The sequence below is a fragment of the Aeromicrobium sp. WCS2018Hpa-31 genome (genome assembly GCF_031843905.1).
Taxonomy (GTDB): domain Bacteria; phylum Actinomycetota; class Actinomycetes; order Propionibacteriales; family Nocardioidaceae; genus Aeromicrobium.
This window is the reverse complement of the sequence record NZ_JAVTJF010000015.1, coordinates 18,283-43,180: the sequence shown is the minus strand read 5'-3', so window position 1 is coordinate 43,180 and position 24,898 is coordinate 18,283. Positions and strand designations below refer to the sequence as shown.

The 24,898-nt window shown below is 70.6% G+C and carries 30 protein-coding genes; 16 read left to right on the top strand and 14 right to left on the bottom strand.

What is annotated here, in order from left to right; genetic code table 11:
* Window positions 1–64: 64 nt before the first annotated feature.
* Together RQG84_RS17375 and greA are read left to right on the top strand one after the other, a co-directional pair.
* The gene (locus RQG84_RS17375; RefSeq protein ID WP_257728282.1) at window positions 65–442 is read left to right on the top strand and encodes a DUF4307 domain-containing protein; all 378 of its coding nucleotides are present in this window, start codon (window positions 65–67) and stop codon (window positions 440–442) included.
* A 69-nt stretch (window positions 443–511) separates the two neighbouring features.
* Entirely contained in the window at window positions 512–1,012 is a 501-nt protein-coding gene (gene greA / locus RQG84_RS17370) for a transcription elongation factor GreA (protein ID WP_055964662.1), read from the top strand.
* A 93-nt stretch (window positions 1,013–1,105) separates the two neighbouring features.
* On the opposite strand, the gene ilvA is transcribed toward greA, so the two are convergent.
* Together ilvA and RQG84_RS17360 are read right to left on the bottom strand one after the other, a co-directional pair.
* On the bottom strand, window positions 1,106–2,299 hold the full coding sequence (ilvA, locus tag RQG84_RS17365; RefSeq protein ID WP_055966294.1) for a threonine ammonia-lyase: 1,194 nt from the start codon (window positions 2,297–2,299) through the stop codon (window positions 1,106–1,108).
* Window positions 2,300–2,488: 189 nt separating this feature from the next.
* On the bottom strand, window positions 2,489–3,616 hold the full coding sequence (locus RQG84_RS17360) for an AI-2E family transporter (protein WP_311211065.1): 1,128 nt from the start codon (window positions 3,614–3,616) through the stop codon (window positions 2,489–2,491).
* Between the two features lie 89 nt (window positions 3,617–3,705).
* Here RQG84_RS17360 and msrA point away from each other — a divergent pair, with 89 nt between their 5' ends.
* The 5 genes from msrA (at window position 3,706) to RQG84_RS17335 (ending at window position 7,390) form a co-directional block, all read left to right on the top strand.
* The gene (gene msrA, locus RQG84_RS17355) at window positions 3,706–4,356 is read left to right on the top strand and encodes a peptide-methionine (S)-S-oxide reductase MsrA (RefSeq protein ID WP_311211064.1); all 651 of its coding nucleotides are present in this window, start codon (window positions 3,706–3,708) and stop codon (window positions 4,354–4,356) included.
* A 133-nt stretch (window positions 4,357–4,489) separates the two neighbouring features.
* Entirely contained in the window at window positions 4,490–4,846 is a 357-nt protein-coding gene (locus RQG84_RS17350) for a hypothetical protein (protein WP_311211063.1), read from the top strand.
* A gap of 207 nt (window positions 4,847–5,053) precedes the next feature.
* Window positions 5,054–6,262, top strand: coding sequence for an MFS transporter (locus tag RQG84_RS17345; protein WP_311211062.1), 1,209 nt, complete (start codon window positions 5,054–5,056; stop codon window positions 6,260–6,262).
* On the top strand, window positions 6,259–6,810 hold the full coding sequence (locus RQG84_RS17340) for a mismatch-specific DNA-glycosylase (RefSeq protein WP_311211061.1): 552 nt from the start codon (window positions 6,259–6,261) through the stop codon (window positions 6,808–6,810). The genes RQG84_RS17345 and RQG84_RS17340 overlap by 4 nt, the downstream gene beginning before the upstream one ends.
* Before the next feature lie 124 nt (window positions 6,811–6,934).
* Window positions 6,935–7,390: an Hsp20/alpha crystallin family protein gene (locus RQG84_RS17335; protein ID WP_311211060.1), complete on the top strand. Its 456-nt coding sequence runs from the start codon at window positions 6,935–6,937 to the stop codon at window positions 7,388–7,390.
* Between the two features lie 57 nt (window positions 7,391–7,447).
* Here the strand turns inward: RQG84_RS17335 and RQG84_RS17330 are convergent, their stop codons facing one another.
* On the bottom strand, window positions 7,448–8,266 hold the full coding sequence (locus RQG84_RS17330) for an SDR family NAD(P)-dependent oxidoreductase (RefSeq protein ID WP_311211059.1): 819 nt from the start codon (window positions 8,264–8,266) through the stop codon (window positions 7,448–7,450).
* A gap of 126 nt (window positions 8,267–8,392) precedes the next feature.
* Between RQG84_RS17330 and RQG84_RS17325 the strand changes: the two genes are divergently transcribed.
* Window positions 8,393–8,890 (top strand): GNAT family N-acetyltransferase, encoded by a 498-nt coding sequence (locus RQG84_RS17325; RefSeq protein WP_311211058.1) that lies wholly within the window; start codon window positions 8,393–8,395, stop codon window positions 8,888–8,890.
* A gap of 57 nt (window positions 8,891–8,947) precedes the next feature.
* Here the strand turns inward: RQG84_RS17325 and RQG84_RS17320 are convergent, their stop codons facing one another.
* Complete coding sequence (locus RQG84_RS17320; protein WP_311211057.1) at window positions 8,948–9,640, bottom strand: tyrosine-protein phosphatase; 693 nt, start codon at window positions 9,638–9,640, stop codon at window positions 8,948–8,950.
* 87 nt (window positions 9,641–9,727) lie between these two features.
* On the opposite strand from RQG84_RS17320, the gene RQG84_RS17315 reads away from it, so the two are divergent.
* Window positions 9,728–10,639, top strand: a complete 912-nt coding sequence (locus RQG84_RS17315; RefSeq protein ID WP_311211056.1) for an SGNH/GDSL hydrolase family protein — start codon at window positions 9,728–9,730, stop codon at window positions 10,637–10,639.
* Between the two features lie 206 nt (window positions 10,640–10,845).
* Here the strand turns inward: RQG84_RS17315 and RQG84_RS17310 are convergent, their stop codons facing one another.
* The 5 genes from RQG84_RS17310 to RQG84_RS17290 form a co-directional block, all read right to left on the bottom strand.
* A complete protein-coding gene (locus RQG84_RS17310) occupies window positions 10,846–11,388 on the bottom strand; it encodes a hypothetical protein (protein WP_311211055.1) in 543 nt (180 codons plus the stop codon).
* A gap of 138 nt (window positions 11,389–11,526) precedes the next feature.
* A complete protein-coding gene (locus RQG84_RS17305) occupies window positions 11,527–12,393 on the bottom strand; it encodes a Bax inhibitor-1/YccA family protein (protein ID WP_311211054.1) in 867 nt (288 codons plus the stop codon).
* A 133-nt stretch (window positions 12,394–12,526) separates the two neighbouring features.
* Window positions 12,527–13,573, bottom strand: a complete 1,047-nt coding sequence (locus RQG84_RS17300) for a hypothetical protein (RefSeq protein WP_311211053.1) — start codon at window positions 13,571–13,573, stop codon at window positions 12,527–12,529.
* A complete protein-coding gene (locus tag RQG84_RS17295) occupies window positions 13,570–13,896 on the bottom strand; it encodes a PadR family transcriptional regulator (protein ID WP_055964618.1) in 327 nt (108 codons plus the stop codon). The genes RQG84_RS17300 and RQG84_RS17295 overlap by 4 nt, the downstream gene beginning before the upstream one ends.
* Window positions 13,897–13,967: 71 nt before the next feature.
* Window positions 13,968–14,507, bottom strand: coding sequence for a DinB family protein (locus RQG84_RS17290; protein ID WP_311211052.1), 540 nt, complete (start codon window positions 14,505–14,507; stop codon window positions 13,968–13,970).
* Window positions 14,508–14,543: 36 nt separating this feature from the next.
* Between RQG84_RS17290 and trmB the strand changes: the two genes are divergently transcribed.
* Both trmB and RQG84_RS17280 read left to right on the top strand, forming a co-directional pair.
* Window positions 14,544–15,293, top strand: coding sequence for a tRNA (guanosine(46)-N7)-methyltransferase TrmB (trmB, locus tag RQG84_RS17285; protein WP_311211051.1), 750 nt, complete (start codon window positions 14,544–14,546; stop codon window positions 15,291–15,293).
* A gap of 17 nt (window positions 15,294–15,310) precedes the next feature.
* The gene (locus tag RQG84_RS17280; RefSeq protein WP_311211050.1) at window positions 15,311–15,676 is read left to right on the top strand and encodes a hypothetical protein; all 366 of its coding nucleotides are present in this window, start codon (window positions 15,311–15,313) and stop codon (window positions 15,674–15,676) included.
* On the opposite strand, the gene RQG84_RS17275 is transcribed toward RQG84_RS17280, so the two are convergent.
* Complete coding sequence (locus RQG84_RS17275) at window positions 15,673–16,278, bottom strand: TetR/AcrR family transcriptional regulator (protein ID WP_311211049.1); 606 nt, start codon at window positions 16,276–16,278, stop codon at window positions 15,673–15,675. The two genes, RQG84_RS17280 and RQG84_RS17275, sit on opposite strands and share 4 nt — an antisense overlap.
* 31 nt (window positions 16,279–16,309) lie before the next feature.
* On the opposite strand from RQG84_RS17275, the gene RQG84_RS17270 reads away from it, so the two are divergent.
* Entirely contained in the window at window positions 16,310–17,014 is a 705-nt protein-coding gene (locus RQG84_RS17270) for a hypothetical protein (RefSeq protein WP_311211048.1), read from the top strand.
* Window positions 17,015–17,039: 25 nt separating this feature from the next.
* On the opposite strand, the gene RQG84_RS17265 is transcribed toward RQG84_RS17270, so the two are convergent.
* Window positions 17,040–17,516 carry a DUF6194 family protein gene (locus RQG84_RS17265; protein ID WP_311211047.1) on the bottom strand — a complete coding sequence of 159 codons (477 nt, stop codon included), beginning with the start codon at window positions 17,514–17,516 and terminating at the stop codon, window positions 17,040–17,042.
* An 84-nt stretch (window positions 17,517–17,600) separates the two neighbouring features.
* Here RQG84_RS17265 and RQG84_RS17260 point away from each other — a divergent pair, with 84 nt between their 5' ends.
* Window positions 17,601–17,813, top strand: coding sequence for a hypothetical protein (locus RQG84_RS17260; protein ID WP_311211046.1), 213 nt, complete (start codon window positions 17,601–17,603; stop codon window positions 17,811–17,813).
* A complete protein-coding gene (locus tag RQG84_RS17255) occupies window positions 17,810–17,941 on the top strand; it encodes a hypothetical protein (protein ID WP_311211045.1) in 132 nt (43 codons plus the stop codon). Before RQG84_RS17260 ends, RQG84_RS17255 begins: the two co-directional genes overlap by 4 nt.
* Window positions 17,942–18,062: 121 nt before the next feature.
* Here RQG84_RS17255 and RQG84_RS17250 read toward each other — a convergent pair whose 3' ends face one another.
* The 3 genes from RQG84_RS17250 to RQG84_RS17240 form a co-directional block, all read right to left on the bottom strand.
* Window positions 18,063–19,466, bottom strand: coding sequence for a GH1 family beta-glucosidase (locus RQG84_RS17250; RefSeq protein ID WP_311211044.1), 1,404 nt, complete (start codon window positions 19,464–19,466; stop codon window positions 18,063–18,065).
* A gap of 32 nt (window positions 19,467–19,498) precedes the next feature.
* Window positions 19,499–19,678, bottom strand: coding sequence for a hypothetical protein (locus RQG84_RS17245; RefSeq protein ID WP_311211043.1), 180 nt, complete (start codon window positions 19,676–19,678; stop codon window positions 19,499–19,501).
* A gap of 76 nt (window positions 19,679–19,754) precedes the next feature.
* Window positions 19,755–21,017, bottom strand: coding sequence for a solute carrier family 23 protein (locus tag RQG84_RS17240; protein WP_311211042.1), 1,263 nt, complete (start codon window positions 21,015–21,017; stop codon window positions 19,755–19,757).
* 113 nt (window positions 21,018–21,130) lie between these two features.
* On the opposite strand from RQG84_RS17240, the gene RQG84_RS17235 reads away from it, so the two are divergent.
* Window positions 21,131–22,123, top strand: a complete 993-nt coding sequence (locus tag RQG84_RS17235; RefSeq protein ID WP_311211041.1) for a DUF2971 domain-containing protein — start codon at window positions 21,131–21,133, stop codon at window positions 22,121–22,123.
* A gap of 84 nt (window positions 22,124–22,207) precedes the next feature.
* Entirely contained in the window at window positions 22,208–24,748 is a 2,541-nt protein-coding gene (gene hrpB / locus RQG84_RS17230) for an ATP-dependent helicase HrpB (RefSeq protein ID WP_311211040.1), read from the top strand.
* The last annotated feature ends 150 nt before the right edge of the window (window positions 24,749–24,898 follow it).

Sequence of the window (24,898 nt, the reverse complement as noted above, 5' to 3'; positions counted from 1 at the left end):
CCCGCACGGACGGGGTTCACCAGGCAGGACGGCACCGTCAGGACCGACCTGGGAGAATCGTGGTGTGAGCACCCTCGACGAGCGCTACGGCCGCCGCACCACGCGACGCTGGGTGTGGCCGACGGTCACCGCCGTCGGGGTGGCCCTGGGCATCGTGTGGGCCGCGTGGGTGGCGCTCGACACCGAGCCGGTCACGGCGGAGGTCCACGGCTACGCGGTGGAGTCGCCCGCGCGGACCGTCGCGACGATCGAGGTCCGACGTCCGGATCCGGTCCCCGTCCGCTGCACCGTCTACGCCCAGGCCCTCGACCACTCCGTCGTGGGCGAGCGGACCGTCGACGTGCCCGCAGGCACCCGCGAGCGGACGCGCGTCGAGGTGCCGATCAGCACCGAGCGCGAGGCCGTCACCGCCGTGCTGAGGACGTGCCAACTCACCGACTGACTGCTAGGCTGCACGTTCGACCCCAGGCTCGATGCCTGGGGTTCCGCTTGTTTTCCAGGAGGTTCGAACATGTCTCAGTCCAGCACCGAGACCATCTGGGTCACCCAGGAGGCGTACGACCGTCTGAAGGTGGAGCTGGCGAATCTCAAGGACGTCGTCATGCCCGACATCACCGAGAAGATCGCCGCCGCCCGCGACGAGGGTGACCTCAAGGAGAACGGTGGCTACCACGCCGCACGCGAGGAGCAGGGCAAGGCCAACGCCCGCATCCAGCAGCTCGAGGACATGCTGCGTCGCGCCGAGGTCGGCGAGAAGCCTGCCGACGACGGCATCGTCGAGGCCGGCATGGTCGTCGGCGTCACGTTCGCCGGCGACGACGACGTGGAGCGCTTCCTGCTCGGCTCGCGCGAGCTGCTGAGCCTCGACTCGGCCGTCGACCTCGACGTCTACTCCCCCACGTCGCCGCTCGGCGCGGCGATCCTGGGCAAGAAGGTTGGCGACGACGCCTCCTACGAGGCGCCCAACGGCAAGACGCTCACGGTCTCGATCGTGGAGGCCAAGCCCTTCTGATCGACCGTTCCTGACGCGGCCCTCGAGTCCGCGTCACGAGGCATGACGAGGCCCCGGGACCCGATGGTCCCGGGGCCTCGTCGCGTCTGTCGCTCAGACGAGCAGGTGGCCGAGCTCGCCCAGGCGCCGACGTGAGGCCTCGGCGTGGTCGGGTCCGCGGGTGGCCGCCTGGACCGCGACCTCGACCTCGCGCACGCCGAGCGACTCCGCGGAGCGGTCGTGGGCCACGTCGAGCACGTTGACCTGCAGGTCGGCGAGGTCGGTGAGCAGCCGCATCAGCTCACCCGGGCGGTCGGAGAACCGCACGCGCAGCTGCATGAAGCGGCCCGCGGCGGACAGGCCGTGGCGGATGACGTCGAGCAGGAGCAGCGCGTCGATGTTGCCGCCGGACAGCACGGGGACCACGGGGCCCTGGAACCGTCCGGGGTCGTCGAGCAGGGCCGCCACGCCCGCGGCACCCGACGGCTCGACGAGCATCTTGGCGCGCTCGAGCAGGCCGATGAGGGCCGCGCTCATGGCGTCCTCGCTGACGGTCACCACGTCGTCGAGCTGCTCGGCGATCACCTCGAAAGGGATGAGTCCCGGCTGGGCCACGGCGATGCCGTCGGCCATGGTCGGGCCCATGACGCCCGTGACCGGGTGGCCCTCGGCGAGCGAGGTCGGGTAGGCGGCGGCGTCGGCGGCCTGCACGCCGACCACGGAGACGTCGGGTCGGCGTTCGCGCAGCAGGGCGATGCCCGCGGCCAGCCCACCGCCGCCGAGAGGCACGAGCACGGTGCGCACGTCGGGCAGCTGCTCGATGATCTCGAGGCCGACGGTGCCCTGTCCGGCGAGGACGTCCTCGTGGTCGAAGGGGTGGATGAGCACGGCGCCGGTGCGCTCGGCGAACTCCTGGGCGTGCACGAGCGCCTCGGTGACGCCGGTGCCGGCGAACTCGATGTCGGCGCCGTAGCCGCGGGTGGCGGCGATCTTGGGCAGGGCGGCGCCGTCGGGCATGAAGATGGTCGCCTTCGCGCCGAGCAGCTGCGCGGCGAGGGCGACGCCCTGGGCGTGGTTGCCGGCGCTGGCGGCCACCACGCCACGCGCTCGCTCGGCGTCGCTCAGCCGCGCGATGCGCACGTAGGCGCCGCGGATCTTGAACGACCCGGTGCGCTGGAGGTTCTCGCACTTGAGGTGCACGTCAGTGCCGACCCGTTGGCTCAGCCACCGCGAGTGCGCCATGGGAGTGCGCTCGACCACCGGCGCGATCAGCTCACGCGCCGCCTCGACGTCTCGCAGGTCCACCACCCTGCTCACCCTAGACGGGCTCCCCCACGCTCCGCGCCCGCCGGTCGTGGCCGTGAGAGGTAGGTGGCGCGCGGAATGCCGTCGGGCGGTAGGACGCCCGCGGATTCGACCTGCGTATCCGCGTCTCACCTACCGCCGACGCGTGACGAAGCGCGGTGCACCTACCTCCGGTGCAGCGCGCCGACGGTCTCAGGCCGGCTCGGGCGTGGCGTCGGAGTCGGCGTCGGGAGGTATGTCCTCGGGTAGTCCGTCCTCCTGCAGCGGCGCACCGGCCTCGGCGGCGAGGTGACGCACGATCCCGTTGAGGCAGGCCACGAGCGGCACGGCCACGAGGGCGCCGACGATGCCGGAGACCGTGATGCCGGCGGCGATGGCGATGATGATCGCGAGCGGGTGCACGGCCACGAACCGGCCCATGAGGAACGGCTGCAGCACGTGCGACTCCAGCTGCTGGACGGCAACGACGGCCGCGAGCATGAACAGGGCCACGATCGGTCCCTGCGCCACGAGGGCCACGAGCACCGCCACGAGACCCGACAGCAGTGCGCCGATGATCGGGACGAACGCGCCGAGGAACACCAGCACGCCGATCGCGAGCGCCAGCGGAACACCGAGCAGCCAGGCGGCGACGGCGATGCCGATCGCGTCGGTGAGCGCCACGAGCACGGTGGCCCGGACGAAGCTGGTGAGGCTGTGCCAGGCAGTCTCGCCCGACGTGTGCACCTTCTCGCGCGCCGCTTGGGGGAACAGCGCCACGAAGAATGCCCAGATCCGGTTGCCCTCGTAGAGGAAGAAGAACGAGGCGAACAGCGCGATGAAGAAGCCGGTGACGAAGTGCGTCAGCGTGGTGCCGACGGCGGCCAGCTGGTCGACGGCGGCGGTCTCGCCGAACGTCCGGATCGCGTCCTGCACCTGGTCGCCGTAGCGGGTGAGCTGGCTGTCGCTCAGGCCGAGCGGGCCGTTCTGCGCCCAGTCCTGGATCTGGGCGATGCCTTCGATGACCTGCGCCTTGAGGTCGTAGAACTGGGTCGACAGCTGCTGGCCCACGATGGTGAGCAGGCCGAAGAAGAGCGCGACCATGGTGACGACGACCAGGGCCGTGGCCAGCAGCCGCGGCAGTCCCCTGCGTTCGAGGAGGTCCACGGCGCCGACGGTGAGCGCGGTACCGAGCAGCGCCACGGCGATCGGCACGGTGACCTCGGAGAAGTACCCGAGCAGCCAGAACAACCCGTAGCCGGCGGCACCGATGACGAGGAGTCGCCACGCCCACGCCGTCGCGATCTCGACGCCGACCGGGATCTCTGGACGCGTGCTCACCTGCGGGGTCCCCTCACGCGGACGACACTATCGGGAACAGCGCACCGCGCACGGTCGTTGACACGCGTGGACCCAAGGAGTGTGACCCGATGATCTTCGGAACCCGCAAGACCGAGCTCCCCGACGCGCAGAGCGCCCTGCCCGGCCGCGCCGATCGACCCTTCGCCGTGGGCACCACGCACCGCGTGCTCGGCACCCCCATCGAGACCCCGCTCGACGCGGGCGTCGTCCCCGACGGTTTCGAGGCGACCGTGGTTGGCCTCGGCTGCTTCTGGGGCGAGGAGAAGACCTTCTGGGAGGTGCCCGGCGTCTGGTCGACGTCGGTGGGCTACGCCGGTGGCATCACCCCGAACCCGACCTACGAGGAGGTGTGCACCGGCCGCACCGGCCACGCCGAGGTCGTACGCATCGTCTTCGACCCGTCGAAGGTCACGTACGCCGACCTGCTCAAGGTGTTCTGGGAGAACCACGACCCGACGCAGGGCATGCGCCAGGGCAACGACCGCGGCACCCAGTACCGCTCGGTCCTGCTCACCACGACCGACGAGCAGCAGCGCCAGGCCGAGGAGTCGCGCGACCGCTACCAGGAGCAGATGACCAAGGCCGGCTACGGCCGCATCACCACGGCCATCTCTCCCCTGGGCGAGTACTACTACGCCGAGGAGCCGCACCAGCAGTACCTGGCGAAGAACCCCTTCGGCTACTGCCCGCTGCACGCGACGGGCGTCAGCTACGCCTGAGCCTCCCGCGAGCCGCAACCCATCGCGTATCGAAGGGATACCGACGTTCGTGCACCGGCTCGATCGTCGGTATCCCTTCAATACGCCGTCCTATCCGCTGCGCGTCGACCCGGACGCGGTGTAGAACGGCGGTGTGGCACGCGAGGACTCCGAGCTCCCGGGCGACGGAACGTCTTACGCCTCGTCCTACGAGCCCGTCCCGTTCGACCTCGAGGCCGAGACGCGTGACGCGACGAGTGCGACGTGCCACGTCTGCGAAGCACCGGCGACGGTGTTGGTCGAGGTGCTCCGGCGCACGGACAGGATCGGGGGCGCTGCGGTCCTGTGCGACGAGGATCATCGCCTGGCCTCGGGCGGAGAGCTCGAGGTGCTGGCCCTGCGCATGGCGCAGGACGGGATGGGTGACGTCGACGACCATCGCAGAGTCGCCCGGATCCTCGTCACCGACCTGGGTCGATCCGCCCCGATCCCCCGCGGCGACTGGAGCTGACCACGCGGCCCGACCGGGCATGGCGTTCTGACGCATTCGCGTCGATCCATGCGCGAGAAACCGACGCCAACGCGTCAGAACGCGGACGGGGGCGGCGCGGTTCGCGAGGATGGGGAATGCAGACGCCACCCAAGGCGTTCGAAGCAGTGGTGCCGATGGACCCGTCCGCGCGCCGCGACCACACGCCCGAGAGCCGCGGAGGACACCGTGACCACCACCAAGCCGACCCAGCGCTGGGCGTTCGGCATGCTGCTCGCCCTCGTGGCCGTCGCGCTCGGCGTCTCGGGTGCGCCCGCACCGCTCTACGCCCTGTACGCGCAGGAGTGGGGCTTCGAGCCCATCACCACCACCGTCGTCTTCGCCGTCTACGCCGTCGCCGCGCTCGGTTCCGTGCTGGTGACGGGGTCGATCTCCGACCGCTACGGACGTCGGCCCGTGCTCATCGCCGCGGTCCTGCTCATCCTGGTGGGCCTCGGGCTCTTCATCGCTGCCGACTCCGTGGCCTGGCTGCTCGCGGCGCGGGTGGCGCACGGGCTCGGCGTCGGTGCCGTCGTGGTGGTCGCGTCGGCTGCACTGCTCGACCTGCGACCCGACGACGGTGAGCGCACCGGTCGCTTGACGGGCGTGGTGTTCAACGGCGGCATCGCCGTCACCCTCGTGGGCGTGGCCTTGATCGTCGACATGGGCCCTGCGCCGACCGTGCTGCCCTACGCCGTGCTCGTCGCCATCATGGTCGCGCTGCTGGTGGCCGTGCTGTGCATGCGCGAGCCGCACACCGACGACCGCGCCATCACCCTCAACATCGCCCGACCGCGCGTGCCGGCCTCGATCGCCGGGCACTTCCGGTTCTCCGCCCTCGGCGTCATGGCCGCGTGGTCGGTGCTCGGCGTGCTGCTGTCGCTGTACCCGCGGATCGCGTCGGAGGCCATCGGGGCGACGTCGGTGCTGTTCGGCGGTGCGGTGGTCGGTGCGTCGGCGGCAGCGTCGGCGCTCAGCCAGGCGGTCGGTGGCCGCTGGCCCGCCCGACCGACCGCCATCGTCGGCGACCTGGGCACCGCGGTGTCGCTCGTGCTGTGCGTGCCCGCGGTGGCCTGGGGTCACGCCTGGGCGATCGCGGCGGCCTCGACGCTGGTGGGCCTGTTCTTCGGCCTCGCGTTCGGCGGGTCCCTGCGCCACCTGAGCCAGCACGTGCCCGCCGCCCACCGCGGCGAGGTGATGTCGGCGTTCTACGTGCTCGCCTACGGTGCCATGGCGGTGCCGACCGTGCTGGCCGGCTGGGCCGCCACCGTGTGGAGCCCCCAGACCATCTTCGCCCCGTTCATGGTGGCGGTGGCCGTGGCCTGCACCCTCGCGGCGCTCCTGGGCATGCGCGCCCAGGCGGAGACCGTCGACGAGCCCGTCGCCGCCGCGTCGTGACCGGGCCGCTCGACGACCTGCCGGAGGTGCCCGACCTCGCAGGCGCCGACATGCGGCTGCTCCTCGTCGGGATCAACCCCAGCCCCATGACGGCGCGCACCGGGTTGCACTTCGCGCACCCCGGCAACCGCTTCTACCCCGCGCTGCGCCTCGCCGGGATCCTGCCGGCCGACGCGATCACGCCCGAGCTCGCCGCGCCGGTGCTCGTGCAGCGCGGGGTGGGCATCACCAACCTGGTGCCCCGACCCACCGTCCGCGCCGACGAGCTGACCGACGACGAGGTGCGCGCCGGGCGCGACCGTGTGGCGGCCGTGGTGCGTGCCCACCGTCCGCGCGTGGTGGCGGTCGCAGGGATCACCAGCTTCCGCACGGCCTTCGGCGACCGCCGTGCCCGGGTCGGCCGCCAGCCGGCCGATCTGGAAGGGGCGCAGCTGTGGGTCGTGCCCAACCCCAGCGGACTCAACGCGCACGCCACCGTCGAGACCCTCGCCCGCGACTACCGCGAGGTGGCCCTGACGGCCGGCGTGACCGTGGACGACCCAGCGTGATCCCTTGTTCGCCGACGGCGAACTGACATACACTCACTCATGGGAATTGAGTCGACTAGACTCAGGTTTAACTGGATGTCCCGGTCGCGGTGGCCGGGCCGAACGATCCCCCCAGGAGGACACCATGAGCAACGTTTCCGTCTTCACCCGTCGCGATCCCTTCGCCGAGTTCGACTCGCTCGTCCGGAACGCGTTCTCACCCAGCGGCAGCACCTCGCGCCTCGACTTCACCCCCGCCGTCGAGACCGTCCGCGACGGCGACGACGTGGTCGTGCGTCTCGAGCTGCCCGGCATCGACGTCTCGAACGACGTGACGGTCGAGGTGACCAACGGCCGCCTCGTCGTCAAGGGCGAGCGGCGCGACGAGCGCGCGGAGAGCAAGGCCGGCGAGTCCGGCGAGCAGCCCACGCGTCGCATCAGCGAGATCCGCTACGGCTCCTTCGAGCGCAGCTTCGGGCTGCCGGGCCACGTGACCGCCGACGCCGTCAGCGCCTCCTACGACGCCGGCATCCTCGCGGTCCGCGTCGCGGGCGTGTACGCGGGCACCGAGCCCACGCGCATCGAGATCAGCCAGGGCTGACCCCGACGACCACAGGGCCCCGTCACCCAGCGGTGACGGGGCCCTGTCGCGTCTCGGTCAGAGGCCGAACCGGCGCCCGGCGGCGGCGAACACGCCCTGGTAGCGCGAGCCCAGGAGGCGCACGGCCGCGTCGAGCACACGGGCGTCGTTGCCGATGAGCACGCGCGCGCGGCCCTTCTCGACGCCACCCAGGATCACCTGCGCCGCCTTCTCGGGCGACGTGCGGGCGAGCTTGTCGAACGAGCGGGCCAGCTCGTCGTGGTCGCGCCCCTCGGCCTGGTCGGCGTTGCGGGCGATGTTCGTGGCAATGCCGCCGGGGTGCACGCACGTGACCTTGACCGGGTGCTCGGCCAGGACCATCTCCTGACGCAGCGACTCGGTGAAGCCGCGGACCGCGAACTTGGCCGCGTTGTAGGCGCTCTGCGACGGCATCGAGAAGATGCCGAAGATGCTCGAGACGTTGACGACGTGGCCGTCGCCCGACGCGATGAGGTGCGGCAGGAACGCCTTGGTGCCGTGCACGACGCCCCAGAAGTCGACGTCCATGACCTTCTCGACGTCCTTGTACGACATCTCCTCGACGTTGCCGGTGAAGGCGATGCCGGCGTTGTTGAACACCAGGTTCACGCGGCCCAGGTCGGTGGCCACCAGCTGCGCGTACTCCTCGACCCGCTCGCGCTCCGCGACGTCGATGACGTCGCCGCGCACCCGGGCGCCCGCGGCCTCCACGAGGCGCTGGGTCTCGGCCAGACCCGCGGTGTCGACGTCGCTGATGGCCAGGACGGCGCCCCGGCGGGCGAGCTCGACGGCGAGCGCGCGACCGATGCCCGAGCCGGCGCCGGTGACGACGGCGACCTTGTCGGTGAAGTGGGTCATGGGGATCCTCTCGACGACTCAGATACCGACGGTATCTGAGTCGAGCGTAGGGCACGACGCTCGCCGGGACAAGACAATGCCTGCATTCCCCGCCGTCCCGGGACTTTCGCCCGTACGCTCGAGAGCATGAAGACCCTCGTGCTGCCCTCCGGTGTGCGTGACGCGCGCCCCGAGGACGTGAGCGCGATCGCCACGATGGTGCGCGAGCTGGCCGAGTACGAGCAGGCCGCCGAGCAGGCCACGATGACCGACGTGCAGCTGTACGAGGCGCTGTTCGGCACGGACCCGCCGGCCTCAGCACTGGTGGTGGAGAACGGCCACGGATCAGTGGTCGGCTTCGCGCTCTGGTACCGCACGTTCTCCACGTGGGACGGCGTGCCCGGCATCCACCTCGAGGACCTCTACGTGCGCCCGTCGCGCCGCGGCGCGGGCTTCGGCCGCCGCCTGCTCATCGGACTGGCACGCATCGCGACCGAGCGCGGGTACAGCCGCATCGAGTGGGACGTGCTGCGCTGGAACTCCCCCGCGATCCGGTTCTACGAGTCGCTCGACGCGACCCCGCAGGACGAGTGGCTTGCGTACCGGCTCACCGACAAGGCGATCGAGCTGCTCGCCGAACCCTGATCGACACCGCTCGGAGCGTGCCCTGCCTTCAGGTGCCCCGCTCTTGGTTGCCCGCCCTCAGGACAGCATGGCGGTGCGCAGACGGTCGAGGGTGCCTGCGTCGCCGCCGACCGAGGAGTACCAGCCCTCGACGCCACCGGGGTGGGCGTCCCACCGGTCGATGACGTGCTCGATCGCGTCGCGCGGGACCATGAGGAACGCGGCCGGCACCGGCGGGTGGTCGGAGCCGGGATGGCGCAGCCGGGCGTCGATCTCGGCGGTGGCCCGCTCGGTGAGCATGTAGTCGGCCACGACGTCGGGGCGCTGCACCCCGAGCAGGCTGAGCACGAGCGCCACGGAGATGCCGGTGCGGTCCTTGCCCGCCGCGCAGTGCACGAGGGTGGCCCCTCCCGTGGCGGCTGCCTGGGCGACCTCGTCGACCAGCTGCGCCAGCATCTCGCCGGCGGTGTCGAGCACCTCGCCGTACAGGTGCTTGAGGGTCGGGGTGTCCTCGTGCCAGCCGGGCCGCAGCGCCTGCAGCAGCGAGAGCGTGACGACTCTCGGACCCAGCGGGGTGAGCGGGTGCGGGCCGCCGTGCTCGACGGCGGACCGAAGGTCGAGCACCAGGGAGGGCGGCCACGGGGTGCCGTCGGGCACGACGTCGGTGGGCTCGGGCACGCCGCTGCGCAGCAGCAGACCAGGTCGGACGGCGGCACCGTCGAGGCCGGCGACACCGCCGACGTCACGGAAGTTGGGGATGACGACGCTCACGCCGTTCATCGTAGGTGTGAGGACCCACACTCCCTCTGGGCCGGCTCTGGGGCGGCCCTCTCAGGCGGGTGGATCTAGCATGGCGTCGTGAGAATCCCCCGCAAGATCGCGTCCCAGGCCGCGATCGGAGGGGCAGCCGCCGTCACCGGCTACTACGGCGTCATCTTCAGCGAGCTGATGGTCGCGAAGCGGGCGATCGGCATCACCGAGGCGCGTCCCCCGCGCGCCGACGGCCTGTACGGCGAAGAGCTGCCCCGTGAACCCGTGCGCTGCCTGGTGCTCGGTGACTCCGCAGCCGTCGGCTACGGCATGGCCCGTGCCGACGCGACTCCTCCTGCCATGCTCGGCATCGGACTGGCGCACGTGCTCGACGCCCAGGTCGAGATCCGCTCCGAGGCCGTCGTGGGAGCACAGACCCACGACCTGCGCGACCAGATCGAGGCGGCCGGCGACTTCGACCCCGACCTCGTCGTCATCGTCATCGGCACCAACGACGTGACCCACCGCGTGCCCGCCTACCAGTCCACCCGGCTGCTCGGCTCGGCCGTGAAGAAGCTCGTCGACGGCGGCGCCCAGGTGGTGGTGGGCACGTGCCCCGACCTCGGGACCGTCCGCCCCCTCCCCCAGCCGCTGCGCTGGATCGCCCGACGCAAGAGCCGTTCGCTCGCCCGCAAGCAGACCGTGGCCACGGTCCGCGCCGGCGGCCGCGCCGTCTCGCTGGGCAGCCTGCTCGGCGTGCTGTTCACCGAGAAGTACGACGTGATGTTCGGCGAGGACCGCTTCCACCCGTCCGAGACCGGCTACGCCAACATGGTCTCGGTGCTCGTCCCGTCGCTGGCGGCCGCGTGGCGCGAGCGCGACCGCGACTTCGCCGTGGCCCACTTCGGCGGCTCCCCCGGCACGATGTCCCTCACCGACGCCGCCGAGAAGGCCGCGCTGCGCGAGGGCACCGAGGTCACCCGCGACGGCCGCTGGGCCCGCATCCTGCGCCGCCGCTGACCCACGATTTTCCCTTCGCGCGTCCGAGGCCGAACGCTTCTTCCTTCTCGTGGACCGGTCCACGAGAAGGAAGAATCTCTGCCCCTCAGGGCCGGAGTTGAGGTCCAGGAACGACGACGGCCGGCCACCCCGTGAGGGGTGACCGGCCGTCGCGTGGATGCTGAGATCAGTCGAGTCCGCGCACGATCCGAGGGACCTGCGCCACCTCAGTCGCCCTTCTTCACCGTGAACGCGTAGCAGTCGCTGCTCGGAGCGACCGAGGTGCTCCTGGAGTAGCAGATCTTCACGTCCGCCTTGGTGATGTCGTTGTACGCCGACGTGTACCCCACGGCCAAGTCATCGGCACCGCTGTACGTCTTGTAGCCCTTGCCGTCACTCTGGCAGTACGTGTAGTACCCGTAGTTCGTCGAGGAGCTTGCGGGGAAGCGCTTGGACGTCGCGTAGCTCGCACCGGTCGTCTTGTAGGTGATCACGCGCAGCCGAGCGCATGAGTTCTTGGCGCCGTCCAGGTTCAGCCGCACCGAGAACGTGGCTCGCGCATCGCCGACCTCACCGCTCGGGTGGTCCAGGTCCTCGTCGTACCACTTGAAGGACCCCGACGTCGTGTACACGTTCTGCGACGGCGTGCTGCGATTGAGGCTGTCGGTGTCCTTGAGCTTCCACGACTGGGCGTATGCCGCCGCGCCCGTCGCCAGCACAAGGGCCGCCGCGACGACCAGCGCACACGTGGTTGAGAACTTTCTGCTCATCCGATCCCCCGATCGATGTGGCACCACCATGCGCGGCGCCGTCCAGCCACAAGGTAGAGCGCCTCCCGGAGCGGTGTCTACAGACGACGACGGCCGGCCACCCCGTGAAGGGTGCCCGGCCGCCGTGTGGAGCTGGTGTCAGTCCTGGCTGAGGATCGCGAAGATCCGCAGGAGCTGGAAGTACAGCAGCGTCAGCGTGACCGTGAGGCCGAAGGCCGCGCGCCACGACTCGCTCTCGGGAAGCCCCGCCTCGACGCCACGCTCGACCATGTCGAAGTCGAGGACCAGCGCGTAGACCGCGAAGGCCGCGATGGCGACGGAGACGATCAGACCGAGCGTGTCGAAGCCGGCGAGTCCGCCACCCTCGACGACGCCCGTGAGGCTCAGGACGAGGTTGACGACCAGGACGCCCAGGATCGAGACGGCCATGATGGCGCCGATCTTGCGCATGCGGTCGGTGACCTGGATGTCGAAGAACTTGTAGGCGGCCAGGGTGGCGCCGGCAGCCACGAAGGTGGCGACGACGGCCTGCACGACGACGATCGACGTGCCGGCGATGGCGTAGGAGATCAGCTTCGAGGCCGCTCCGAGGAACACGCCCTCGAGCACCGCGTACGCGAGGACGAGCGGCGGGCTGACGACCTTCTTGAACGAGTTGACCAGCGACAGCGCGAGGCCGCCGAGCATGCCGACCATCATCAGGGCGCTGAGGAGGCCCAGGTTCGACGACGCCTCGGCCGAGCCGGACGCGACGTCACCGGTGACGAACCAGGTGGCGGCGGCCGCGACGACGACGAGGGCCAGCGAGATGGCGGTCTTCTCGATGACGGTCTCGAGGGTCATGAGGCCCGTGCCACGTCCGGTGGACGTGTGCGTGGGGCCAGGCTGCGAGGTCGAGCCGTCGAGGTCGAGCTTCCACTGCGACGGATCGGTGGCGCGGGCCGTGCTGGTGCCACGGCCGTTGAACCCCTCGGATCGGTTGAAGACGGGGTTGTTGCTCTGCATGGTTCCCTCCGGGAATCAGTACTCAGCACTACTGAGGAAGTCGATGTGACCTCACCCTACATAACGTCCGGGACGCGCGATTGTTTCCCGACACGGACTGGTTTCCCAGGGAAACCAGTCCGCGTCGGGTGGATCAGTCCGGCGCGTCGGTCGAGGCGGTCGACGGCGCGGCGGACGGGCTCGCCGACGCCTCTGGAGCGGGGGCCAGCGCGGGCACCTTGAGGAACGGGGCCTCGGGCACCTTCGCCTCCCCGACGACGGCCGACGAGGCCGAGCCGATCTCGTCGACCAAGTGCTGCACGACGGACAGCGGGTAGACGTTCATGACGTCCTGGCCGGTCTCCAGCGTTGCCGGCGCCCACGCCGTCCCGTCGGCCGCGATGCCGTCGACACAGTCGTTCGCGCACTCGTCGCGCTCGGCGTTGAGCGCAGGGGCCAGCGCCCGACCGTCCTGGTCGAACAGCTGCACGCCGCTGAGCGGGCGTCCCTGCGCGTCGTAGGGGTAGATGTTGGTGACGCTGGATCCGTCGAGTGAGATCCCGGCTGGGTCGCCGGACCCGATGTAGGCCATCTCGTAGGTGCTGGTCTCCCAGGACTGGGCGGTGGCCACCACCGGCAGGAGCGCGACGGCGGCGACGACGTTGCCGAGCACCAGCAGGGGGCCGATGCGCGGGGCGCCCCAGAGGCCACGACCCCACTGGACGCTCACCGTCACGAAGGCGGCGAGGAGGATCCACGTGCCCAGCGTCGTGGGCGCGAAGCCGGACTCCCAGCCGAAGAACGCCGAGACCAGCCAAGTGGCCAGCCAGGCCCGGGTGACCCACCAGACCGGCTGGAGCACGGACAGGAAGTCGAGGACGCCCCGACCGACCGGGCTCCGACGCAGGGCCAGGGTCACGTCGCGCCACGTCTCGCTCGCCCCCTGGCGCAGCGAGTCGAGGCCGCCGGCCAGGCCGGAGCGCTGGTCCTCCTTGAGAGGCAGGCCGGCCGCGGCGCGCAGCTCGGCGGCGTAGGCCACGGGGTCGGGGAGCTCGCGGGCGAGGTCCTCGGCGTAGGCCTCGGCCAGGTCGGCCTCCAGGCCCTCGGTGAGCTCCTCCGGCTCGTCGGCGGGCAGGTCGGCCAGCTGGGCGCGCACGCGGGCGGCGAAGGCGCTGATCTCGGTCGGGATGGTGGTGCTCATGCGGCGTCCCCCGTCAGGAGTCGGTTCATGGTGTCGGCGAAGTCGGCCCAGACCTTGCGCTGGGCCGCGAGCATCGAGCGCCCCTCGGGCGTGACGCCGTAGTACTTGCGGTGCGGCCCCTCCTCGGAGGGCACCACGTACGACGTGAGCGCCCCGGCCGCGTAGAGGCGCCGGAGCGTCCCGTACACGGAGGCGTCGCCGACGTCCTCGAGCCCTCCGGCGCGCAGGCGGCGCACGACGTCGTAGCCGTAGCCGTCCTCGGACTCGACGACGGCCAGCACGGCCACGTCGAGTACGCCCTTCAGCAGTTGCGTTGCATCCATGCGGTGGACAGTACCACGCACTGCGCAGTACCTCGCAGAGCACGACACCGAGCCCGCGTGTCGCGCTCCCGCTAGCCGTCGACGTCGGCCAGGTGGTGCGCCACGTCGTGCCAGAAGTACTGGGCGAAGGTCTCGACGGTGAAGACCGAGCCGTCGCTGCGCAGGCCGACGCGGCCCCACGCGTCGGACGGGACGGCGTCGAAGGCGTCGGCCAGCTGCTCCCCCGCCGCGGTCAGCTCGCGGGCGACGACGGCCGGGCCCTGCTCGGCGTAGCGCTGCTCCACAGCCGTCGCGTCCTGGTCCCAGTTGGCGAAGCGGGCCTCGCCCTCGTCGGCGGTGAGCATGAGCCTGAGCCGCTCGGCGAAGAGCACGAGGACGTCGCGCACGTGGCACGCGTACTCGAGGTCGGACCAGACGTCGGGGCGGTGACGGACCGCCGCGTCGGGACGGGCGAGCACCTGCCGCCAACGGGACAGACAGGCGCGCACCAGGTCGGCCACCCCGCGCGGGTCGACGTCGTCGGCGCGGAACCCGCACTCGGCGCACGGCTCCTGCAGGACCCACGTCCAGTCCTTGTCGTCGGGGACGATGCTCTCGTCGACGGTGCTCATGCATCCGATCGTGGCCGACGATCTAGGGTTCGAGCCATGCCCGACGCTGCCGACCAGCCGCGAGATCCCGCCACCGCCGAGGACCCGCCCCGCTTCCGCCGCGAGCCGGTCTCGTTCACCCGTCGCGGAGGACGCCTGACCGAGAAGCAGCAGGACGCCTGGGACGCGATGGCCGAGACGTACGTGCTCGACGTCCCGCGAGAGGGGACCGACACGTCGGTGACCCCCGACTGGCGGGTGGAGCCGGAGCGCGTGTTCGGGCGCACTGCGCCACTGGTGGTGGAGATCGGCAGCGGACGCGGCGAGAACGTGGTGGCCGCGGCCCAGCAGCACCCGGGGTGGGACTTCCTGGCGATCGAGGTGTGGGTGCCGGGCGTGGCGACGACGCTCCTGCAGGCACGTGCGGCAGGCGTCACCAACATCCGGCTCGCGGTGGCCAACGCCACCGAGATGCTGGGCACGGCGCTCGAGCCGACGTCGGTGCACGAGCTGTGGACGTGGTTCCCCGACCCCTGGCACAAGAAGCGTCACACCAAGCGGCGCCTGGTCACGGTGCCGTTCACCGAGCTCGTCTCGCGGGTTCTCGAGCCCGGCGGGACGTGGCGCCTGGCCACCGACTGGGCCGACTACGGCGAGCAGATGGCCGAGGTCATCGAGGCCAGCCCCCACGTGAGCGGCGGCCCCGTGGAACGGTTCGAGGGGCGCGTGCTCACCAAGTTCGAGCGCAAGGGCCTGGACAAGGGGCGCGTGATCCACGACTTCGCTGCGCAAGTTCTGCAGCACTGACGTCCTACACTGACCGGATGGACGGCACCGCCACGGCAGACCTGCTCGGCATCACGGACGGCTTCCGCGTGTGGGTCGTCGGCGAGACCGTGGAGGAGCGCTCGCTGCTCGATCCGCTGCCCGAGGGCGTGGAGACGTTCGACGAGTACGTGCACTCCCTCGACGCCACCGTGGTGATCACCGACGACGTGACCACGTTCGCCGAGCAGGTCGACGAGGTTTTCCCGCAGCTCGGCTCCGTGCCGCTCGTGTGGGTGTGCTTCCCGCCGCACGAGCTGTCGGCGGACGAGGTCGCCGAGGTGGTCCACGAGTTCGGCTGGGGCGCCACGCCGCCGGTGCTGCTCGACGACGCGTGGATGGCCATGCGGCTCGCGCAGGACTAGCGCTCGCGCACGACGGCCGACACGGCTCGGCGCAACGTCGCGTCCTCGGCGAGGGCAGCAGCGGCGTCCATGGGGAGCGCTCGTTCGACGGCGATCCCGTCGAGGACGGTCGCCAGGTAGCGGGCCTGGCCCTCGACGTCGTCGTCGAGGAGCGCCCCTTCGTCCCGAAGGATGCTCAGCCACCGCTCGACCCGACGGCGCCCCGCCTGCTCGAGCGCCTGGAAGCTCTCGGTGGCGTCCGGGCGGGGGTGCTCGTCGAGGAAGACGCCGAAGGTACGGCGCCAGCCCTCTCGGGCGGCTGCTCCCGTCCCGACGTGGTCGAGGACCTGACGCAGGCAGGTCAGCAGTCGTTCCGTGGCGCTCACGGTCGTGTCGGCCAGGACGTCGCCGGCCGGGTCTCCGGTGCCGTCGATGCGGCGGATCCCTGCGAGCACCTCGTCGAGCAGGGAGCGCTGGTCCGGGAAGAAGTGCCGCAGTGAACCGACACTCACGCCGGCCCGCGAGGCCACGGCTCGGACGCTGAGCCGGACGGTCGGGTCCTCGCCCAGCATGGTCGCCGCAGTGACGAGGATCTTGTCGCGCGTGCCCAGCTCCTCCGTCACGTGCCGTCTCCCTCGCGTCGACTAGTACGGCGTGCTAGCGTCGTCCTCCTGGACTAGTACACCGTACTACGCATTATCGGGAGGGGTCGCCATCAGTACCCGCAAGCAACGCCGCAACGCTCGTCGCGCGGAGGTCGGCGACGGCAGCCGCCTGCCGCGCTACCGCTGGTGGCAGCTGCTGAACCGGTCGCTGTTCGAGCTGGAGCTGCCCGTGGTGGGAGGTGGCCGTCGCTATGCCGTCGACGTGCGTCTGTGGGGTGACGGCAGCGACGGCGAGGTGCGCGCCCGCCTCTACCGCGACGGCTTCCTCGCTGCGGTCTCGAAGGTGCCCACCGTCTTCCCCGTCGAGGGCGGTGAGATCGATGTGGCTGCGACCACCGTCGGCATGAAGCGGTGCCACTTCGTCCCCGACCACGGACCCGAACAGGTACTGGTGCCCCATCCGTCGTCGGCCGAAGGGCGCCGCGCACGCTTCGACCGTGAGCACCCCGGCGCCAGTCGGGTCGTCGGCGCGGTCGCCCTCGTGGCCGTGCTCGTGGGCGCCGCACTGGCTCTCGCGCAGGTCGTCGCCCAGCTGACGGGCATCCCGCCCGTGGCGGAGTCCATCGGCGCCGTCGAGTGGCCGCTGCGCATCCCCGTGGCGGTCAACGTCGGCGTGGGCGTCATCGCGGTGCTCGGCGTGCTCGACCGTGCGATGCGGCTGCGGACGTCGTGGATCGACAGCCTCGCGACCTGACGCCGCAGCGTGCCGGGCTCCGCGCTCAGGCCGAGCCGGCGGCCTCGCGTCGCTCGAGGCGACGACGGTCGGCGTCGTGGGCCTCACGCGCCAGCTCGAGCGCCCGCTCGACGGTCTTCTCCCCCGGGTTCACGACGGACACCCATCCGTACGCGCCGTAGATCGGGTGCGGGACGAACGTGTCGGTGGCGGCGTGGTCGACGTCGGCCACGCTGAGCTGGCCCGGCGGGTGGCCGAAGAGGTCGGCGTAGGCGTCGGCACCGACGTTGAGGTTCAGGCGCCAGCGGCCGGGCTCGTCGAGGTTCGAGACGGTGTCGTCGGGGTAGTTCTTCGTGACGATCGTCGTGTGCGGCTGCCGGTTGGTCGGCACCTCGCCGTCGGGGGCGTAGTAGAAGAAGTGGTCACCCCACGAGATCTCGGGGTGGTTGCTGCCCTCCTCGGGCGCGAGCTCGAGCGCGCCGGGCAGGCTCCGCAGCGCGGTCAGGACGTCGTCGATGGCCATGGGCTCCAGTGTCGTCCGGCGCCGCGCGTCTGGCCAGAGTCCATCGTGCAGCGAGATCCGAGTTCCCTCGATACCCTCTGGACCATGTTCAAGGACGGACCGAGGCACTACCGGACGTTCTTCCTCTCCTGCGTGTGGGCACTCTCGATGGTGCTGGTGATGATGGCGCTGTCCTTCACGCAGTTGACCACCCTCACGTACGTCGTGTTCTGCATCGGAGCCGCGGGCTCGGCCCTCGGCCTGGTGATGACGGTGATGCACTACCGACTGTCCAAGCGGGAGCCGGACATCAGATGAGCGCGCTGCTGCCCGAAGCCGTCACGACCCGCGAGTCCGGCGAGCCTTGGGAGGTCGCGGTCATCGCCGTGATCGCAGCGCTGATCGGTGGGATCACGTACTGGCGGAAGAAGAACAAGCGACGCTAGGGAGCACGAGAAGGCACGGGCGACGAAGGATCCCGGCGGTAGGGGCCGCTGTGGAGTCACCACCCAGCACCACCAGCAGGTTCGGGTATCGATCGGACGGCAAGAGCGGCCGGCGTCCTGGTCAGTCAGGACGCTGGGACGCGATGACCGACCGGTAGGCCTCGAAGGAGTCCTTCGGCGTGCGCACGAGGGTGTCGTAGTCGACGTGCACGAGCCCGAAGCGCTGGGAGTAGCCGGCGGCCCACTCGAAGTTGTCGAGCAGCGACCAGTGGAAGTAGCCGCGCACGTCGACGCCGGCGTCACGGGCGTCGAGCACAGCGGCCAGGTGGTCGAACAGGTAGCGGGTGCGGCGCTCGTCGCGCACGTGGCCGTCACTGCCGGGTGCGTCGGCGTAGGAGGCGCCGTTCTCGGTGACGTACACCGGCGGGAGGGCTTCGCCGTAGCGCTCCTTCAGGCCCACGAGAACCTCGTTGAGACCCTCGGGCACCACGGGCCAGCCGAAGTCGGTGCGCTCACGCCCCTCGAGCTCGTGCAGGGAGAAGGGCAGGTCGGCGGGGAGCGGGAGCCCGTCGCTCGCGGCTTCACTACTGGCACCAGGAGGACCGACGAGCTGCGGGTTGTAGTAGTTGACGCCGTAGAAGTCGAGCGGGGTGGAGATGACGGCGAGGTCGTCGTCGCGGTAGCCGTCGAACCCGGCCTCCATGCCCTCCCAGGGCCAACGGCCGAGGAGCACGGGGTCGGCGAAGAGCCGGTTGTAGAGGTCGTCGAAGAAGGTGGCGGCCTGCTCGGTCTCGTCGGTGTCGTCGAGGCGCCACACGGGCACGTGGTTGTTGACGATGCCGACAGGTCCGGTGCCGGCGGCGCGCAGGGCCTGCACGGCACGGCCGTGTGCGAGCAGCTGGTGGTAGGCGACGGGGAGGGCGTCGAAGCCGAGGGTCTTGCCGGGGGCGTGCACGCCGGCGCCGTGGCCGAGCAGGGTGACCACGACGGGCTCGTTGATCGTCATCCAACGGGTCACGCGGTCGCCGAGGCGGGCCGCGACGACGGACGTGTAGTCGGCGAAGCGCTCCGCGACGTCGCGGTTCTCCCAGCCGCCGATGTCCTCGAGCCACTGCGGGGTGTCCCAGTGGAAGAGGGTCGCCGACGGCTCGACGCCCGCGGTGAGCAGCGCGTCGACGAGCCGGTCGTAGAAGTCGAGACCTTCGGGGTTCACGGCGCCGCTGGGGTCGGGCTGGATGCGCGACCACGAGAGCGAGAAGCGGTAGGCGTCGACGCCGAGGGAACGCAGCAGGCCGACGTCCTCGAGGTAGCGGTGGTAGTGGTCGCAGGCCACCTCGCCGGTGTCGCCGTTCTCGACGCGACCGGGCCGCGCGGTGAACACGTCCCACGTGGACGGGGTGCGTCCGCCGACGTCGACAGCGCCCTCCACCTGGTACGACGCGGTGGCGGTGCCCCACGTGAAGTCGGGGCCGAAGGCGCCGGCAAGGCGCCCGAGGGACAGGTCGCTGGGGTCGGTGTCGCTCACCCGTCCAGTCTGCCCCTGGACCGGGTCGGTCGTCAGGTGCGGCGACGTCGGCTGAACGCCTCGGCGAGGTCGATCGCACCGACGATGGCCAGCACCACGCCGAACGGTCGACCCTGGAACCAGAAGAACTCGGTGTCGGGGAAGGCCAGCGCCAGCACCGCGCCGGCGACGACGAGCACGACGCCGAGAGCCAGCTGGAAAGTCGGGTTCATGCCCTCACGCTAGGCAGGCCCGCTCCCCCGCGACATCGGCCGAAGGGATGAGCCGCGGGGTCCTTTCGACGCCGGCTCAGGCCGTCTGGCGCTGCTTCTCGATGAACGTCATGACGTGGAAGACCACGAGCGCGGCGATGGTGCCGAGCGCGATGCCGTTGAACACCATGTCGCCGACCTTCAGCTCGGGGTTGCCGATGCCGATCACCAGGGCGATGCCGGCGGTGAGCTGGTTGACCGGGAGGGCGAAGTCGACGTTGTTGTCGATCCAGATCTTGATGCCGACGATGCCGATGAGGCCGTAGAGGGCGATGGTGACGCCGCCGAGCACTCCGGTGGGGATGGTGTTGATGAGGGCGCCGATCTTCGGCGAGAACGACAGCAGGATCGCGATGGCGCCGGCCACCCAGTAGGCGGCGGTGGAGTAGACGCGGGTGGCGGCCATGACGCCGATGTTCTCGCCGTAGGTGGTGGTGCCGGAGCCTCCGCCGGCGCCGGCAATCGTCGTCGCGAGACCGTCGGCGAACAGGGCCCGGCCGGTGCGCTCGTTGATGGAGTCGTCGTCGGTCAGCTGCGCGACGCTGCGCACGTGGCCGACGTTCTCGGCGATGAGCACGAGCACGACGGGCAGGAAGGCGGGGATGAACACCCAGCTGATCTCGGGGGTGCTGAAGGCGGGCAGGCCGAGCAGGTCGGCCTTGCCAACGGGGTCGAAGTCGAGCGCACCGGTGATGGCGGCGTAGACGTACCCGGCGACGACGCCGACGATGATCGACAGCCGGCCGATGAGGCCTTTGAACACGACGATGGTGAGCACGAGGACGACGAGCGTGATGACCGCCATCCACGGCCCGGCCTTCGCGTTGTTGACCGCCGTGGGCGCGAGGTTGAAGCCGATGAGCGCGACGATGGAGCCGGCCACCACCGGCGGCATGAGGGCGTTGATCCACCCGATGCCGGTCTTCATGACGATCGCGCCGACCGCCGCGAGGATCACGCCCGTGACGACGATGCCGAACATCGCCACCTCGATCGACGCCCCCGACGCCGCGACCGCTCCGATGGGCGCGAGGAACGCGAACGAGGACCCGAGGTAGCTGGGCAGCCGGTTCTGCGTGAGGACGAGGAACAGGATCGTGCCCACGCCGGAGAAGAAGAGCGTGGCCGTGACCGGGAATCCGGTGATCGTCGGCACCAGGAACGTGGCCCCGAACATCGCCACCACGTGCTGCGCGCCCAGCCCGATGGTCCGCGGCCACGTCAGCCGCTCCCCCGGGCGGACGATCTCGCCGTCCCGGATCGTCTTGCCGTCGTGGTGCAGGTTCCAGTTCAGGGGCATGGGGGGATTGTGTCGGATGGCTTGACCGGATCTTCCAGCACGTCGAACAAGCATCTCAAGACTGGGTCGTTGATAAGGAACCTGACGCATCTCTAGCGAGCTAGTCTCCGGACATGGCTGAGGCAAACGACTTGATGCCCCCGTCGATCCGCCGAGCGAATGGGTCAGTCTTCCACTACACCTCGGCGGCAGGTCTCCTCGGATTAGTAGAAGGGGGGAGTCTCTGGGCGTCTGAGGCGACAAGCTTGAACGACCTCGCGGAAGTCAGGCACGGTTGGGAGGTCGTGAAGAGCTGGTTGCTTCAGCAGCCGCCGTCAGAATCCGCTGAACTACTGAGCGAGATGGCCGAAAACCCTCTCGAACAGGAGCACGAAGTTTTTGTTCTGAGCGGCTCCACTGCTCCGGACGACGCCAATCAATGGCGCCTATACGCCCAGGGCGGCAACGGATACTCCGTTGAGATTGATCCAGCCGTGCGGCTCGCCGCGTTCAGCGACGCACCCGAAGCAGAGCGAGTCATCGACGACGGCTCGGGCGGGACGACGATCAACATCGCCTGGTTCTTCAGTGAAAACGCTTCAGTGAGTCCCTGGTACCACGTGATGTATACCGTCGACGAGACCGAGACTGCCCTCCGGGAACTTCTAGCCTCGACTGCCAAAGCGATCTCCAGCATGAAAGCGCCTGGTCGCGAACTGGACGACGCTGATCGTTCGGAGGAACGTGACGTACTCCACGGCAAAGCACTCGAAGCCCTCGGCACAATTGCTCATCTCACGAAAGAGCCCGGGTTCTCCGGTGAGAACGAGGTGCGAACAGTAGCCACATTCCTCGCGGCCGATGAGCACATCAGATACCGACCGGGAACTCACGGCATCATCGGGTACGGACTTCTGTGTCCGTGCCCCGACGGCCATCCCTTCGGAAGGGTCTTTCACCGGCCTGGAGGCATTGAAGGCAGCAGGCCCGCGGGACCGTTGCCGATTCGCTCAGTCCGTCTTGGTCCGCTACTGCATGACGAGCACGTGAGCACGGTGCGACGACTCCTTTCGCGTAACGATCTCGGGGATACAGACGTCGAATTCTCCGCGGTCAGGCTGCGCTAGGTGTGGTCCCAGACGTCCTGCCTAGTCTGAAGCTATCGTTTGAGCCTTCGTTCCTACGACTAGTCACTCGGGCACACTGCACTCGTGCCCGACCCGCTGCAGCGCCTGCTCGCCGCACCGCCCGACCTCCCGGTCGTCGCGGGGCTGCCGGCACTCGATGAGGTGCTGCGCAGCCATGGGGTAGCGGTGGTCCAGGCGCCGCCGGGCACCGGCAAGACGACGCTGGTCCCGCCCGCGGTCGCCGTGGCCGTCGAGGGGCGGGTGGTCGTCACGCAGCCGAGCCGCATCGCCGCTCGCGCCGCTGCTCGACGGCTGGCGCATCTGCTGGGCGAACCGATCGGGGAGACCGTCGGGTACTCCGTGCGCGGGGACCGGAAGACCAGCCGTCGGACGCGCGTCGAGGTCGTCACGACCGGTCTCCTGCTGCGGCGGATCCAGCACGATCCCGAGCTGGCCGGGGTCGGTGCCGTCGTGCTCGACGAGGTGCACGAGCGGCACCTCGACGCCGACCTGACCCTGGCTCTCCTCATCGACGTCCGGGCCAACCTGCGCGACGACCTGACGCTCGTCGCGATGTCGGCGACCATCGAGGCCGGACGGACGGCAGCGCTGCTCGGTGACGGCGACGCGGCAGCCGCCCCGGTGATCGACGTCCCGGGCGCGCTGCACCCGGTCGAGTCCGTCTGGTGCCCGGTGCCGGCGGGGTCCCGTCGCACCGACGACCGGGGCATCACGCCGGCCTTCCACGACCACGTCGCCGCGACCGTCCGCCGTGCGCTCGCGGAGCACGAGGGCGACGTGCTGGTGTTCGTGCCGGGCGTCGGGGAGGTCGACGCGACCATCCGACGTCTCCGCGACGTGCCGGCCGACGTGCACCCGCTCCACGGACGGCTCTCCGGCGCCGAGCAGGACCGTGCACTCAGCGAAGGTCCGCGGCGCCGTGTCATCGTCTCGACCGCGGTAGCCGAGTCGTCACTGACGGTGCCCGGGGTACGCGTCGTCGTCGATGCCGGGTTCTCACGCGAGCCGCGCACCGACTACCGACGCGGGCTGTCGTCGCTGGTCACCGTCGCGGTGAGCAAGGCGGCGGCCGAGCAGCGGGCAGGACGCGCCGGACGTCTGGGACCGGGCGCCGTACTGCGCTGCTGGTCGAAGGAGGAGCACGCGCACCTGGCCGACCACCCGGAGCCCGAGATCGCCACCGCGGACCTGACCGCCTTCACCCTCGAGCTGGCGTGCTGGGGCAGCGACGACGTGCGCGACCTGGCACTGCTCGACCGACCACCGGCCCACGCACTGGAGACAGCCGGGCGGGTGCTCCTGGACTTGGGAGCAATCGACGACGACGGCCGGGCGACCAACCGCGGCCGGGTGATGGCCGGCGTGCCCGTCGATCCACGGCTGGCGCGGGCACTCATCGACGGGGCCGGTCTCGTCGGGGCGAGGCGCGCGGCCGAAGTGGTCGCCATGCTCAGCGAGGACGTCCGCGCTCCCGGCGGAGACCTCGTCGCGGCACTCCGCTCGCTGCGCAACGGAGACCGGTCCGGCTCGTGGCGCACCCAGGTCAAGCGCCTCGAGGCCATCACGAAGGAGCAGCGCGACGATCAGCGCGGTCCGGACGACGCCCGAGCGCTCACGGACGACGTGGCCGTGGGCCTGGTGGTGGCCCTGGCCCACCCCGACCGCATCGCGCGCAAGCGCCCCGGCGGATCGAGCTACCTGATGACGGGAGGCACGGGCGCCGCCTTCGACCGTCGCGACTCCAGCCCTCTCGCCGGGCTCGAGTGGCTCGCCGTCGGCGACGCCGACCGACGATCCGGCGAGCGCGAGGCACGCATCCGGGCGGCGGCCCCGCTCACCGAGGACCTGGCGCTCGAAGCGGCCGGTTCGCTGTGGACCGAGGTGGACGACGTCACCTGGTCCGACGGGAGGGTGCTGGCCCGACGACGCACGATGCTCGGCGCGATCGAGCTCGCGTCCGTCCCCATCAAGAACCCGCCGACCGAAGCGTTGACCGCGGCCATCCGCGAGGCCCTGGAGAGCGAGGGGATCGATCTCCTCACGTGGTCGGAGGCGGCCACAGCACTTCGCGCCCGCCTCGACTTCCTGCATCGTGCTCTCGGCGACCCCTGGCCTGACGTGAGCGACGAAGCCCTGACGACGAACATCGACGCGTGGCTCGGTCCGCAGCTCGCGCGGGTCCGCTCGGCGCAGGACCTCCGACGCATCGACGTCGGCGCGGCCCTCCGCGCTCTCCTGCCGTGGCTCGAAGCAGCCAGGCTCGACGAGCTGGCGCCCGAGCGGGTGGAGGTCCCCAGCGGCTCGACCGTGCGGATCGACTACTCCCAGGAGCAGCCCGTGCTCGCGGTCAGGCTGCAGGAGGTCTTCGGCTGGACCGCGGCACCGACGCTCGCGGACGGCAGGGTCCCGCTCCTGCTGCACCTGCTCTCCCCCGCCCGTCGGCCGGCCGCCGTCACGGCAGACCTCGACTCCTTCTGGGACAACGGCTACCCGGGGGTCAGGGCCGACCTGCGCGGTCGCTACCCGAAGCACGCGTGGCCCGACGACCCGCGCACGGCGCAAGCCACCCGACGGACCAACGCGTCCCGCGACCGACGACGATGAGACGTGAAGACATTCGTCCCAGTTTCACCCCCGGCGACCGCCGGGCTCGACTAGCCTGACCACGTCGACGCGCTCCATCGGGGACCGTGATTCGTCACGTCCCCTGCACGACACGTCGACCTCCGCACGCACGATCGTGGGCCGAGGGCC